Below are 13,906 nucleotides of genomic sequence, written 5' to 3' on the forward strand. Positions count from 1 at the left end.
TAATATCAGGTTTTTATTTACCTATATTATTTCCTGTTTTCCATAGTTAACTATGGTTTCAAGATGTCGATATTGTATAAAAAGAGACAAATTTGGGGATAAGAAGGGCAATCGGGTTCATGAAGGAGGAACACTTTTTTGCATAAAGCTTTTTCAGAAACAGTTCAACGCCCATTTCCTTTGCCAAGTAAACCATGGGTGATGACACAAATGTGGGAAAATCTATTATTTAGCCACTGGCCTATACCCTTAGATATTATTAGAAAGCACGTCCCACCATCACTCAAGATGGATCTTTATCAAGGGAGTGCCTGGTTAGGGGTAATCCCATTTTATGTGAACCATATGAAATTGCGTGGGGTGCCTGAGATCCCCTATCTTCGCTCATATATAGAGTTGAATGTGCGTACGTACGTCACTTATCAAGGGAAACCGGGCATTTACTTTTTTAGACTTGACGCTAATAAGTGGCCCGCTGTTATAGGAGGCAGAATAGTGGCATTCCTGCCATATCGGCTTGCCCAAATGAATATGAAAATTACTGATAACAAGATTTACTTTCAAAGTGAAAGCCAAAATCCTTCGGGTTCAAAAAAAGTTCTTAATCTCACTTACAGTTCTACTTCTAAAGCATATTTACCACCACAGAACAGTCTTGAATATTGGTTATTTGAACGCTATTGTTTCTTTACTGCTCGTGGTAACCATTTGTATCGTGGTGATATTCATCATGATCGGTGGCGGGTCTGTTCAGCGGAAGCAATGGTGCACACTAATACCATTGCTTCTTTTTTACCGCATAGTTTTTTTGAAAGTAGTCCTCTTGTACATTTCACTGCTCAAAAAAAGGTTTTTATTTGGCCGTTAAATAAGCTAACGTAATTGGGAGTATACCATAAGAAGAACAGGATGTTCTGTTTTTCTTGTTAAGGATTCATTTTAGCGGAGCACTACTTAAAAAAGAAAAAGCATATGCTATTTTATGAGCAAAGTTTAAAGGTGGCTCGATCGATTGAAGGTGGATATACATGATCATTGGCTTCATATATAACCAATGATTATGCAAGGCACTTACAATGATCCCTTGCTGAGTAACGGCCTGCATAAATGCCGGTATTTCTTCCTGTAGGATAGCGATTTCTGCTAAGTTTAACGAATTGCCATTGTGGTCCAATGATTCATATAAAACACCTACTGGTATAACTGTTGTGCTCGGGCGCCCTTGAATAATTACGTTAATATTTCGATGCATAGAAACAGAACAAACCCCTTTTTCAATCTTGCTAGTTCCTTTTAGGATCCTAGCAAATTGTTCACAAAGCGATGGATCATTATTTACTGGAATATCACATTGGTTATCAGGGTGTACATCTACAATCATCTCCACATGTACAATTTGGATGATAGCAATAAGGGTTTAGGCAAGGTTTAGAAATAGGTTGTTGATCTTGCAAAAAACAGTTATACATATTCATCCTGAGTCCCCCAATCATTATGCTAATCAAGATATTCAACCATGTTAATGAAAGTTCCATAGTTAACTGCAAATAAAACCAAAAGCAATCTTGGTCTACTTTCCCATTTAATATGTTGGAAGGAACAAATATATCTTCCATTTTACAATTAACTATTCATTGCCTGTTATAAAGTTCAGATTAACTTTACTTATCATCATCATGCCTTTTTTGGTATATAATATAAAAGGTCTATGAAGCTATTATATAAGGAGAAGCCAATATTGGGTATTGTAAAAATCACGATTCAGATTATTTTATTATTCGTCATGTATCAAGTAGGTGTATGGATTCAAGAGATATTTCAACTTATTATTCCTGGAAGCATCATTGGAATGCTCCTTTTATTCTTGTTATTATTAACAGGAATTGTAAATGCGAAATGGGTAGAAAGCGGAGCACTTTTATTAATTAAATACTTACCATTATTATTTCTACCAATCACAGTAGGTATCATCACTTTTTTTAATATATTTATAGGGAAAGGGTTTTTTATTATTATTATTGTATTGATCAGTACTGCGATAGTCATGGTTGGTAGCGGAATAATTAGTCAATTGTTGTTGAAAGAAAAGGTATATGAAAATGAATGACATATTAATTGGGCTACTCTCTATTTTTGTTACCATTATTGTATTCTTTGCTTCGAAATGGCTAAATAATAAATATCCCCATCCTTTGACAATACCGATATTAATTTCAACAATAATAATTGTTATTGGACTATTAGTGTTTAATATAGCGTATGAGACTTACTTTATTGGGGGCCAATGGATTGACCATTTACTAGGACCTGCTGTAGTAGCACTTGCTTTTCCTCTTTATCAACAAAGGTTTACTTTAAAGAAAAACGCTATTCCTATTATTATAGGAGTCTCTTTTGGTTCAATTATTGGTGTGGCAAGTGGATTCATTATGGGAAAGTGGTTAGCATTAGATCCACTTATTATTAGTTCACTTTTGCCTAAATCTGTAACCTCCCCAGTAGCGATGGATATCGCCCACACTGTAGGTGGTTCCCCAGCTTTAGCAGCTGTCTTAGTGATGATTGCGGGAATTGGCGGAGCGGTGATGGGTCCGTCTTTATTAAAATGGGTCCATGTTAATCATTATTTAGCAAAAGGTGTAGGGATGGGAAGCGCATCACATGCCATCGGAACAGCAAAAGCAATGGAGAGTGACGTAAAAGCAGGAGCTGTAAGTACCGTTGCAATGGTTCTTAGCGCAATCATCGTTTCGATTATTACTCCACTTCTTGTTATTTTTTTTATGTGAAAATATGAATCAATTAGTTATTCTTTATAGTGCGCGTTCAAAAAGTCCGATAAAAATTCACAGTGTCATTTTTATCGGACTTTTTGAACAACCGCTTATAGCCAATAAAAGTCAGTTATTTTGAGGTATGAATCGTAAACTACTTGCATATTTTCAGAGGTGATCTACCTTTAAACTAATAATGTAAGCGGTTTAAAAAAAGAAGGAGGGATTACATTTGCTAAAGATGAAAAATGGCCGAGTTTTTTTTATAACCTTAATTATGTTTCTCTTATTCCATACTTCTATGAACGCTTCATTGACAGGAGCTGAAGGTAAGGTAGCTAATTTGGATGATGATTATTCGATTGAGGCGGAGGCGCCAAGTAATCAGTTGAGTGGTAAGTCAAAAATTAAAGATTGTGATACTTCAGTTGTGTGTTCAGGAAATCAATTGGTAGGTGACTTATGGGGCGGGTCAGCCTTACAGTTTAATGATGTGTATGTAGGGGTGGATGGTGTTTATATAATGACTGTGCATTATATTTCGGGTGATCCTAGATCCTTGGCAGTTACTGTAAATAGTGGAGAAAGTGAGCACTATGATCTTCCGAAAACGGTAGATTGGAATACAGTAGGCACGTTTGAAATCCAAATTCAATTGAAGGAAGGTGAGAATACAATTAGGATTGATGATGAGGGTGGGTACTCCCCAGATATTGATAAGATAGATTTACGTCTACTAAATTCTGATACAGGCGAACAAGAGGAAAAGTTCTCACAAGTATACGAAGCAGAAAATTTGACAAATGTTGTAAATGGTAACGCGAAAATTAGTATATGCAAAGTAGAAAGCAATTGTTCCGGAGGAAAGAAGATAGGGGATATATGGGGTGGATCGACACTGCAATTTAACAATGTAATCGTACCGTTGACAGGTGTCTATACCTTAAAGCTATCCTATATTTCAGGCGATTCACGACCAATAACCGTACATGTGAATGAAGATGAGGCAGAAAAATATTCACCACCTCAAACGGCTAACTGGAATACAATCGGTGTTTTTGATTTTGAGGTACATTTACAGGAAGGGAGCAACACGATTAAATTCGATGACAACGGTGGATGGTCGCCTGATATTGATAAAATTGAAATTATTGGATTGGAAGATCCGGATGAAGACACGGGAAATGTCGATGAGATTGGCAATATTGGTCCAGAAGTAGATTCCTCCAAATTTGGTACTATCAAGATTGTGGAGCATGAAAATGGCGCGACAATTTCCAATAGTGAGTACAAAATTACCTATAATACTGACTCTGGCCTTGCAGCTTACGATTGGAAAGGAAAGACAATTGCCGAAGGTGTGTATAGTAGTGTAAAACTTGACAAAGAGTTAGATAGTAGAAGTTACGATGAACATGTCTTCAAGATAAGTAATGTAGAACGGATTAAAGATGGACAAGGCAAAGGAATTCGAATAACGATAGTGAATCTGAAAAAGGGTCTTCCTACCATAAAGCAAATATACCAATTGTATGATCAGCAACCTTATTTTCTGACTAGCCAACAGGTTGAAAGTGAAGAGGAGCTGAACATAAGCGAGATGGCACCTATGGTTCTCAATTCAATAGGTGGAATCGATATTAATAGTCATGAGGATAATAGAGTACTTGTTACTCCCTTTGATAATGATATGTGGTCCAGATACCAATCTCGAACAATTAACACAAGCTTGAATAATAATAACTATGTTAGTTCAGAAATGACAGCAATTTATGACAATGCAAATAGAAACGGCCTAGTGATCGGCTCAGTTACGCATGATACATGGAAAACAGGTATTTATTGGAGTGGCTCTAATGATCGCCTGAATAAATTAAAGGTATATGGAGGATTTACTTCTCCTACATCAACACATGATACACTTCCTCATGGGAAACTTACGGGAAAAAAGTTTACATCTCCACAAATTTTTGTAGGCTTCTATGAGGATTATCGTGAAGGTTTGGAAGAATACGGAAATGCAAACGCAGCAGTTGCACCACCACTTAAATTTAAACGGGGTGTACCTAAAGGTGTTCCAGTGGGATGGAATAGCTGGGGGGCTTACGATAGCCGTTTGAGTTACGAAAAAGTTGTAGATGTGTCCAATTTTTTCGCGAAAGAGTTTAAGAAAAGCACTTTCGAAAATAAAGGTGATATCTATATCAATATGGATTCCTATTGGGATAACTTATCAGAGAAAGAGCTTAAGGATGCCGTTTCAGTCATTCGCAAAAATAAACAAAAACCCGGAATTTATTACGGGCCGTTCGTTTATTGGGGCAACGATATGGATCAATCTGTCGAAGGAACCAATGGAAAATATTCATACGGCGATATTATTTTACGGGATTTTGAAGGAAATCCGCTACCGACAGTGGATGGCGCATATGCAGTTGACCCAACGCATCCCGGAGCGAAGCAACGTATTGATTATTATTTCAAGCGTTTTCTTGATTATGGTTTTGAGTATATTAAAATAGACTTTTTAAGTCATGGGTCATTAGAAGGGAAGCACTATGATTCGAATGTTCAGACGGGGATTCAAGCATATAACCAAGGAATGGCTTACATTAACAAAGTGCTTGATGATAGAATGTTTATCAGTATATCCATTGCTCCGCTATTCCCAAGTCAGTATGCCCATTCTAGACGTATTTCTTGTGACATCGACGGTACACTTGGTCAAACAGAGTATCAATTGAACAATTTGACCTACGGATGGTGGCAAAATGGAACGATTTACCCATATACTGATCCTGATTACATGACGCTTTCTAAAGGAGGTTCCTTAGAGGCAGCCCAGACAAGAGTTAATTCTGCCGTCATTTCAGGTACGGTATACATGAATTCCGATGATGTGAACGACCCAGTAGCTCAAGAATATATGAGGACATTGTTAACTAATAAGAAAGTAAATGAAGTTGCGCTTAAAGGTAAAGCGTTTAGGCCAATCGAAGGCAATACGGGTGTGGGTGCTTCCAATATATTTGTACTTCAGGATAAAAAGGATTATTACTTGGCTGTATTTAATTTTACTAATGACGATATAACTAAAACAGTTGATTTTAATCGGGCTGATATTCCGGATGATTCCAAACTAGAGATACTGGATCTATGGACAAATGAGTCTACACAAGTGACTGAACAATTAACAGTTAATTTAACGGGGGCACAATCAAAGTTGTACAAAATCACAGTAAAATCAAATGGGAAGAAATAGGAACTGATTAAAGCGAAGCCTAGCAGACCAATCACCATAGGTCTGCTAGGCTTCTTTTTTGGCTAATTGTAGGATGGAGGAACTTAATCTGTTACTTTGGACTATGATTCGGAAAAAAGAGATATATAATAAACGTAAGTCTTTAATATTACAATTTATTTAAAATATAAATGAATGCGTTTTCCAAACTAAGTGAAAGAGGGCTGAAAATGAATATATCAGAAATGAAAGCAACTAAAGTACGGAATGATTCTTTATTAAAGATAACAATCCAATTTGATAGTAATAAGAGAGTATTAAATACAGTGTAAGAAACCCATAAAAATACAATTATTAATTTGGACCTCAAAAAATAGAAGAAATTATTTCTATTCAAGTTGGTTGAATGATGAGTAATATGTCTAAGTATTTATTTGTTCAATAATTTGTAATAGTTGCATAGAACATAGTGAAAAAAATCAGGTATACTATGAGTATAGAATATATTTGTAACAAGCTAAATCTTTTTTTGCAATTACTTGTGAAAATGTTCACAAGGGAATAGCGATACTTTATTTGTACACCTCACATAGTAAATTTTTAAAATAACTTGTGAAAATATTCACATGAAGATGGTGGAGGAACAAAATATGAAAAAGAAGCTAGTAATGATCGGAAATGGCATGGCTGGAGTTCGTTGTATGGAAGAGATATTGAAAAGGGATCGAGAAGCGTTTGAGATTACTATTATTGGTGATGAACCACATCCGAACTATAACAGGATTATGCTCTCCAATGTTTTACAAGGAAAAAATGAGATGAACGATATCAATATGAATGAATGGGATTGGTACGAAAATAATCAAATTACACTGTATACAGATGAAAAGGTCATTGAGATTGTGGCTGAAAAAAAGGAGATTAAAACGGATAAAAGGAGAAGCATTGTCTATGATGAACTTATCATCGCTACAGGCTCAAGTGCATTTATTCTACCAATACAAGGACATCAACTTGAAGGAGTTATTGGTTTCCGGACAATTCAGGATACGGAGTACATGATCGAAACGGCGAAACAGTATAAAAAAGCAGTCGTGATTGGTGGTGGTCTACTCGGCCTTGAAGCCGCAAGAGGATTAATCGATCGAGGAATGGATGTTCAGGTCGTGCATCTCCTACCGAGTTTAATGGAGCAACAATTGGATGCTACCGCGGCAAAAATGTTGAAAAAGGATTTAGAAGCACAAGGAATGAAGTTTTTAATGGAAAAACAAACGACGGAAATATACGGAGATGGACGAGTAGAGGGAATTACATTCTCAGATGGAACGTCTATTGAATGTGATCTTGTTGTAATGGCTGTAGGGATCCGACCGAATATTGATTTAGCAAAGGATGCAGGATTGAATATCAATCGAGGCATCATCGTGAACGATTTTATGCAAACATCAATCCCTTCTATTTATGCCGTTGGCGAATGTTCTGATCATAATGGAATTACTTATGGATTGGTTGCGCCGCTTTATGAGCAAGGCATCGCGCTCGCAGACCACATTACCGAAACAAAAACAAATGGTTACCAAGGAAGCATTTTGTCCACCCAATTAAAAGTAGCCGGATGTGACTTGTTCTCAGGTGGACAAATTCATGAAGATGACGATACACAGGCAATCATTGTGCAAGATCAATTTGCAGGGCTTTATAAAAAGGTGCTTGTTAAAGATAACAATGTTGTCGGCGTTGTTCTTTACGGAGATTCATCAGATGGTACTCGATTGTTTTCCATGCTAAAAAAAGGAACAGATATTAGTGCATTCACGAGTGCTGCGGTTCTCCAAAAAGCAGGTGAAGATGCAGTCGGAGAAATGATTGCAGAGATGAGCGCTGAGGAAACAGTGTGCGGATGTAATGGTGTAACGAAAGGTACCATTGTTCAAGCGATATTAGAACAGGAATTAAATACGTATGAAGAAGTAAAGACATGCACAAAAGCAGGAGCGTCTTGCGGAAAATGTCGCGGTGTTGTTGAGAGTATTCTTGCTCATACATTGGGTGATAGCTTTGATGCTGCAGCAGAGAAAACAGGTATGTGTGTTTGTACAACATTCACACGTGATGAAGTAGTTTCAGAAATAAAAGCCAAAGGATTGCAAACGCCAAAAGAAGTGCGCAATGTACTTGGATTTATAAATGAGGAAGGTTGTCCAACTTGTCGTCCAGCACTCAATTACTATATGAGAATGCTGCGACCAGAAGAGTATGGAGATGATAAAGCATCAAGATTTGTCAATGAACGGATGGAAGGGAATATTCAAAAAGATGGGACATTCTCCGTCATCCCTCGGATGTATGGTGGAACGACAACAGGTGAAGAGCTAATTCGTCTCGGCGAGGTTGCCAAAAAATATAATGTACCGTTAGTGAAGATTACAGGTGCGAGCCGGGTTGGGCTTTATGGGGTGAAGAAGGAAGATGTCCCGCAAGTATGGGAAGATCTTGGAATGCGCTCTGGATATGCCTATTCTAAATCATTACGAAATGTAAAATCATGTGTTGGATCACGATTTTGCCGCTTCGGAACCCAAGATGCTTTAGGATTAGGGATTAAGTTAGAGAAAGCAATTGAAATGGTTGATACACCACATAAAATGAAAATGGGGGTCTCAGGCTGTCCACGGAATTGTTCTGAAGCTTTGACAAAGGACTTTGGGGTCGTATGTGTAGAACATGGCTATCAGTTATATTTGGGCGGTAATGGTGGGACGGAAGTTCGCGAATGTGATTCTTTCATTACCGTGAAGACGGAAGAAGAAGTAAATGCTATGGCAAAAGCTTATACACAATATTATCGTGAGACAGGGATTTATAACGAGAGAACAGCCCCTTGGATGGAACGTATAGGTGCAGAAAATATAAAAGAAGTATTACTAAATGAAAAAATGAGCGGTGAATTAGCGGCAAGCTTTGACAAAGCAAAAAATACGTATGAAGAAGCTTGGAGTAACGCGCTTCATAATAAGCAGAAAAAAGATATGTTTGAAATTATAAAAAAATAGGGGGATGTTCAATGGAAACAGAGAAACAGAAAGTAAAAATAGCTGAACTGGATCATTTACCGAAACAAATCGGAAAAGAAGTGCATGTAAATGGAAAGTCCATTGCCCTTTTTCACTTGGAAAATGGAGCTATACGGGCAATCGGAAGTACGTGTCCACATACAAATGGACCACTAGCAGAAGGGATCGTTTCAGGAGAATATGTTTTTTGTCCATTGAAGAATTGGAAGGTTTCACTGATTACTGGAGAGGTACAAAAACCAGATGATGGCATTGTGGAGACGTACAAAACAGAAATCCATGATGGCTTCGTATATATTGAGGTGTAGAGAATGAAAAATAAAAAAGGCTTTGTTTCATTTGTCGGAGCTGGACCAGGAGATATTGGGTTAATAACGCAAAAAGGTATGCAATGCATAGAAAAGGCGGACGTTCTTTTATACGACCGCCTCGTTAATCCGAGATTATTACGATCTGCAAAGGCTACATGTGAATTTGTGTACTGTGGGAAATTACCGAAAAATCATATAATGAGACAAGAAAAGATCAATGAAATGCTCGTTCAACTAGCACAACAGGGGCAATATGTGGTTCGCTTAAAAGGTGGTGACCCATCAGTATTTGGCAGAGTTGGTGAAGAGGCAGAGGAACTGGGAAAGCATGGTATATTATACGAAATCGTTCCTGGGATTACCTCAAGTATTGCAGCTGCGACCTATGCGGGTATTCCTGTTACCCACCGTGATTATAGCAATAGTTTTACGCTTAGAACAGGACACTATTGTGCGAATAATGAAAGAGTGATTTCCACGGGACAGCAAATGGGAGATACGATTGCCTATTATATGGGGATTAAAAACCTGCTGATCAATTGTAAGAGGTTGATAGAACAAGGTAAAGCGGTCGATACAAAAGTAGCAATTATTCAATGGGCTACATTAGGTAAACAAAAAGTGGTAGAAGGCACACTAGAGACAATCGCCGATATTGTCAACGAAGAAAATATTGAAAATCCTGCAATGATGATTGTTGGCGATGTTGTTTCATTAAGAGATTCACTTGCTTGGTTTGAAAAGAAAAGACTCAATGGAAAGCGAGTAATCATTGCAAAATCAACTGCAGGTGAGTATGGATTAGAAAGTTATTTTTCAGCACAAGGGGCAGAGGCTTATTCATTCCCGATTTTACAAAAGAAAGAGAGGAATTTTACAGAGAATGAATTAGCAATGATAATGAAGAGTGAACGGCTCGTTTTTGCTACTCCTGATAGTGTAGGAATTCTGCTTGAGCAATTAATGGAAGCGGGCTATGATATTCGGGATCTGCCTAGAAACATAGCGTGTCGTTCAGACAAAACAAAGACAGTACTAGCCAAAAGAGGAATCATCGCTGACAAACTAAAAGACAGTGACGAATCGATGGTAATAATTGCTCCAACGGGTTATAAAGTAATTGGCCTAAATGTAGATTTATATTTTTCTCATGAAATACTTGTTGATCAGCGTTTTAATGAGATCAACGAGCGAATATTGAGGGAGGATGAATGGGCTACTGTTATATTTCCAAATAAAGCTACAGTTGATTCATATGTAAATGAACTGGTTAACCTGAATATCGAGCATATGCAAAACATCAAATTTGCATATATCGGAGAAACAGTAAAGGAGTATGCTAATAGGTTTGGTTTTTCAACAATCGATGAAGACATTCAAAGTGAATTAGATTGTAATGAATGGAGGCGAGGTCAATGATGGATGCCGTTGTTTATATCGGTCATGGTAGCCGGCGTGCGGAAGGGAATGCCCAGTTTATTAGATTTGTAGAATCAGTCATGAAGGAATTTCCTTATAAGATACAGGAAGTAGCTTTCTTAGAATTAACAACTCCAACGATTTCTGAGACGCTAACGAAGCTTATTACAGCTGGGGCTAAGCGAATTCTAGTTGTTCCCGTTCTATTATTTGCAGCAATCCACCATAAGCAAGATATTCCCGAAGCATTAAAAGCTGTCCAAAATAGGTATCCTCATGTTACTTTTATGATGACAGAACCATTTGGTGTTCATGACAATATGATTAAGCTTGTGGTGAAACGAGTGGAGGCTGAGATAAGTGAAAGGAATGCGGCCATTTTACTAGTTGGGAGAGGAAGCAGTGATCCAGAGCCGATTGAAAAGCTTTATCAAATTAGTCGGAATATTGAACGAATAATAGGGTTGCCGGTATATACGGCATTTCTAACATCCTTTGCTCCAAAAATGAACACGGCCATCTTAGATATCCAGAATAGATATAAAAAAATCTATGTAATGCCGTATTTATTATTTACTGGATTATTACTTAAGAAAATAGAAAGGACAATTGCCGCTTATTCACAAAATATTATACTCTGTAAAAATCTAGAATTTGATGAATTAATGAAGCAAACTTTAATTGAGCGAATCGAGGAGAAATACGATGGATAATCTGTATCCCGTAATGATGAAAATGAAGGGGAAAAGAGTAGTAATTGTTGGTGGTGGTCAAATTGCATTGCGTAAAGCGAAGGGATTGGAAGAATCAGGTGCCGATATTACGATTATCAGTCCTAGTATTCACAAGGAATTTCTGCAGCTACCTTATATAAAATGGAAACAAAAGGTGTTTGAAGCAGAAGATATAAAAGAGGCACATCTTATCTTAGCAGCGACTAATATTAAAACAGTGAATGAATACGTTTGTCAATGTGCTACAGAAAGTCAATGGATAAACGATACGAGTAATAGTGAAAACTCTAACTTTATAACTCCAGCAGTTGTAAGAAGAGAAAAGTTCGTCCTCTCTGTATCCACATCGGGGGCAAGCCCAATCCTCGCAAAAAAAATAAAAAAGGAGTTGGAAGAACGATACGATGATCATATAGTGGAAATGCTTGAAGACTATGAAAGGAGGAGAGAAAAAAGATGAAAGAAACGATCGATATATTTGCCAACACAGCTGTTTCAAAGGTAAACCAATTAAAGACTAGTAAAAGTAAATATATTACGTTAGCAATGTTAGCTGGAATTTTCGTAGGTTTAGGAATTATTCTTATTTTTACAATTGGCGGTTTACTAGCTCCTACTGATTTTGTTGGTACAAAAATTGTCATGGGAATTTCATTCGGCATAGCGCTGAGTTTAGTAATCATGGCTGGAGCAGATCTTTTTACAGGTAATAATATGATTATGACAATTGGTACTATGATGAAAAAGACGACATGGTATGAAACGATAAGGATATGGGTTTATAGCTATTTTGGTAATTTTGCCGGATCGATTCTTTTAGCGGTCCTCTTTTTCTATTCGGGGTTGGCTACGGGCGATACGGCGGAATTCATTACAGGAACAGCAAGCGCCAAAATGAATGCGCCTTTTATGGAATTACTTGTTCGCGGGATTTTATGTAATATTCTTGTATGTTTAGCCGTCTGGTGTTCTGTAAAGCTCAAGGATGAAACAGCAAAATTAATTATGATTTTCTGGTGTTTATTTGCTTTTATCACATCAGGTTTCGAGCATAGTGTTGCCAACATGACTTTGCTATCCATCTCCCTAATGGTCCCACATCCCGAAACAGTTTCGCTAGCTGGCATGGCAGCAAATCTAATTCCGGTTTCAATTGGTAATATCATTGGCGGAACCATTTTCATTGGGGCCGCGTATTGCTACGGGATTACTGAAAAAAAATCAAAAGTTCAACCAGTGATGAACAATGAACTTAGAAAAGATGCGTAACTAATACATCGTATGATTTTATGAATGTATAAAACATAAAAAAAAGCTCAAGACATAACTTGAGCTTTTCTACTTATTCCATTGTTAAGCCTTTTTCCTCGTAATATTTCTTAGCACCTTCATGCAATGGTATACCAGCAAGGTCTGTGGTCGCATTCTCGAATTCCATCTGTTTTACGATGGCGTGAGTTGACTCTAATTGGTCTAGGTTTTCCCAGAAAGTTTTTGTCATTTCATAAATGGTATCATCGTCCACAGATGCGTCGGCGATAAGCATCATTTTGATTGCTAGTGTATCAATATCTTCTTCTTGTTTTTCATAAGTTCCTGTAGGTATTGTCATTTCAGAATACCATGGATACTTATCCATTAGTTGTTTGCGAATTTCCGGCTCGATACCAATTAATTGACTGTTTGCAGTAGAAATCATTTCAGTCACAGCAGCGGTAGGTAATCCTGCTTGAATTAACGCACCATCGATTTGTTTATTTCTCATTAAATCAATTGCCTCTGTGAATCCAACGAAGTTTTCTTTAATATCATCTGGATAGCTTATTCCATAAGCTGGAAGGATGATGCTAGACTCCACCTCTGGAGTGCTTCCAACAGATCCCGGGGCGAACCGTTTTCCTTTTAAATCTCCCAATGAATTGATATCAGCGCCTTTTCGCACAACAAATTGATTTGGATTGTAATAAAGTCCTGCTATAATGCGGACATCATCATATTTACGATCTTTAAAGCCTCTTTCTCCGTTATAAGCTTCCCAAATGATACCGGCAGTTGCGAATGAAATTTCCGCTTCTCCTTCTTTCATTAAGTTTAAGTTATTAACGCCACCATTTGAGGCTTGTGTATTTACACGTAGGCCATCGACTTCTTTCCCCCATAAATTTGCCATCGCAGAGCCTAACGGATAAATGGTTCCAGTTGTAGCTGCAGTCGGGAAGTTCAAATTTATAGCTTTTTGTTTTTCTTGTCCATTTTCAGAATTGCTATTTCCACAGCCACTTAGTATAAGAATCATAGATAATAAACCCAAACATAAAACACTTTTCCATCTTCTACTTAACAATTTTAT

The 13,906-nt window shown here is 37.4% G+C and carries 12 protein-coding genes; 10 read left to right on the top strand and 2 right to left on the bottom strand.

Going from position 1 to position 13,906, the window contains the following annotated elements:
* The first annotated feature begins 138 nt into the window (after positions 1-138).
* On the top strand, positions 139-882 hold the full coding sequence (locus MHB53_RS20405; RefSeq protein WP_340921864.1) for a YqjF family protein: 744 nt from the start codon (positions 139-141) through the stop codon (positions 880-882).
* A gap of 52 nt (positions 883-934) precedes the next feature.
* On the opposite strand, the gene MHB53_RS20410 is transcribed toward MHB53_RS20405, so the two are convergent.
* Entirely contained in the window at positions 935-1,381 is a 447-nt protein-coding gene (locus MHB53_RS20410; protein ID WP_340921866.1) for a DUF1259 domain-containing protein, read from the bottom strand.
* 357 nt (positions 1,382-1,738) lie between these two features.
* On the opposite strand from MHB53_RS20410, the gene MHB53_RS20415 reads away from it, so the two are divergent.
* From MHB53_RS20415 to MHB53_RS20455, 9 genes are all read left to right on the top strand, one after another.
* The gene (locus tag MHB53_RS20415) at positions 1,739-2,107 is read left to right on the top strand and encodes a CidA/LrgA family holin-like protein (RefSeq protein WP_340921868.1); all 369 of its coding nucleotides are present in this window, start codon (positions 1,739-1,741) and stop codon (positions 2,105-2,107) included.
* On the top strand, positions 2,100-2,789 hold the full coding sequence (locus MHB53_RS20420; RefSeq protein ID WP_340921869.1) for an LrgB family protein: 690 nt from the start codon (positions 2,100-2,102) through the stop codon (positions 2,787-2,789). The genes MHB53_RS20415 and MHB53_RS20420 overlap by 8 nt, the downstream gene beginning before the upstream one ends.
* A gap of 226 nt (positions 2,790-3,015) precedes the next feature.
* Positions 3,016-6,036 carry a carbohydrate-binding protein gene (locus MHB53_RS20425; protein WP_340924886.1) on the top strand — a complete coding sequence of 1,007 codons (3,021 nt, stop codon included), beginning with the start codon at positions 3,016-3,018 and terminating at the stop codon, positions 6,034-6,036.
* Positions 6,037-6,665: 629 nt separating this feature from the next.
* Positions 6,666-9,071 carry a nitrite reductase large subunit NirB gene (nirB, locus tag MHB53_RS20430; protein WP_340921871.1) on the top strand — a complete coding sequence of 802 codons (2,406 nt, stop codon included), beginning with the start codon at positions 6,666-6,668 and terminating at the stop codon, positions 9,069-9,071.
* An 11-nt stretch (positions 9,072-9,082) separates the two neighbouring features.
* Complete coding sequence (gene nirD / locus MHB53_RS20435) at positions 9,083-9,400, top strand: nitrite reductase small subunit NirD (RefSeq protein WP_340921873.1); 318 nt, start codon at positions 9,083-9,085, stop codon at positions 9,398-9,400.
* 3 nt (positions 9,401-9,403) lie between these two features.
* Positions 9,404-10,822, top strand: coding sequence for a uroporphyrinogen-III C-methyltransferase (gene cobA, locus MHB53_RS20440; protein WP_340921875.1), 1,419 nt, complete (start codon positions 9,404-9,406; stop codon positions 10,820-10,822).
* On the top strand, positions 10,822-11,535 hold the full coding sequence (locus tag MHB53_RS20445; protein ID WP_340924888.1) for a sirohydrochlorin chelatase: 714 nt from the start codon (positions 10,822-10,824) through the stop codon (positions 11,533-11,535). Before cobA ends, MHB53_RS20445 begins: the two co-directional genes overlap by 1 nt.
* Complete coding sequence (locus MHB53_RS20450; protein ID WP_340921877.1) at positions 11,528-12,016, top strand: precorrin-2 dehydrogenase/sirohydrochlorin ferrochelatase family protein; 489 nt, start codon at positions 11,528-11,530, stop codon at positions 12,014-12,016. The genes MHB53_RS20445 and MHB53_RS20450 overlap by 8 nt, the downstream gene beginning before the upstream one ends.
* Entirely contained in the window at positions 12,013-12,825 is an 813-nt protein-coding gene (locus MHB53_RS20455) for a formate/nitrite transporter family protein (protein ID WP_340921879.1), read from the top strand. The genes MHB53_RS20450 and MHB53_RS20455 overlap by 4 nt, the downstream gene beginning before the upstream one ends.
* A 73-nt stretch (positions 12,826-12,898) precedes the next feature.
* Here MHB53_RS20455 and MHB53_RS20460 read toward each other — a convergent pair whose 3' ends face one another.
* The gene (locus MHB53_RS20460; protein ID WP_340921881.1) at positions 12,899-13,900 is read right to left on the bottom strand and encodes a TAXI family TRAP transporter solute-binding subunit; all 1,002 of its coding nucleotides are present in this window, start codon (positions 13,898-13,900) and stop codon (positions 12,899-12,901) included.
* Positions 13,901-13,906: the final 6 nt, after the last annotated feature.

This window comes from Bacillus sp. FSL K6-3431, assembly GCF_038002605.1.
GTDB lineage: Bacteria > Bacillota > Bacilli > Bacillales > Bacillaceae_C > Lederbergia.

Excerpts from the sequence above, each read along its gene's own strand:
- MHB53_RS20450 (WP_340921877.1), top strand. The coding sequence starts at position 11,528 with ATGGATAATCTGTATCCCGTAATGATGAAAATGAAGGGGAAAAGAGTA.
- MHB53_RS20445 (WP_340924888.1), top strand. The coding sequence starts at position 10,822 with ATGGATGCCGTTGTTTATATCGGTCATGGTAGCCGGCGTGCGGAAGGG.
- nirB (WP_340921871.1), top strand. The coding sequence starts at position 6,666 with ATGAAAAAGAAGCTAGTAATGATCGGAAATGGCATGGCTGGAGTTCGT.
- MHB53_RS20455 (WP_340921879.1), top strand. The coding sequence starts at position 12,013 with ATGAAAGAAACGATCGATATATTTGCCAACACAGCTGTTTCAAAGGTA.
- cobA (WP_340921875.1), top strand. The coding sequence starts at position 9,404 with ATGAAAAATAAAAAAGGCTTTGTTTCATTTGTCGGAGCTGGACCAGGA.
- MHB53_RS20420 (WP_340921869.1), top strand. The coding sequence starts at position 2,100 with ATGAATGACATATTAATTGGGCTACTCTCTATTTTTGTTACCATTATT.
- MHB53_RS20410 (WP_340921866.1), bottom strand. The coding sequence starts at position 1,381 with ATGATTGTAGATGTACACCCTGATAACCAATGTGATATTCCAGTAAAT.
- MHB53_RS20425 (WP_340924886.1), top strand. The coding sequence starts at position 3,016 with ATGAAAAATGGCCGAGTTTTTTTTATAACCTTAATTATGTTTCTCTTA.
- nirD (WP_340921873.1), top strand. The coding sequence starts at position 9,083 with ATGGAAACAGAGAAACAGAAAGTAAAAATAGCTGAACTGGATCATTTA.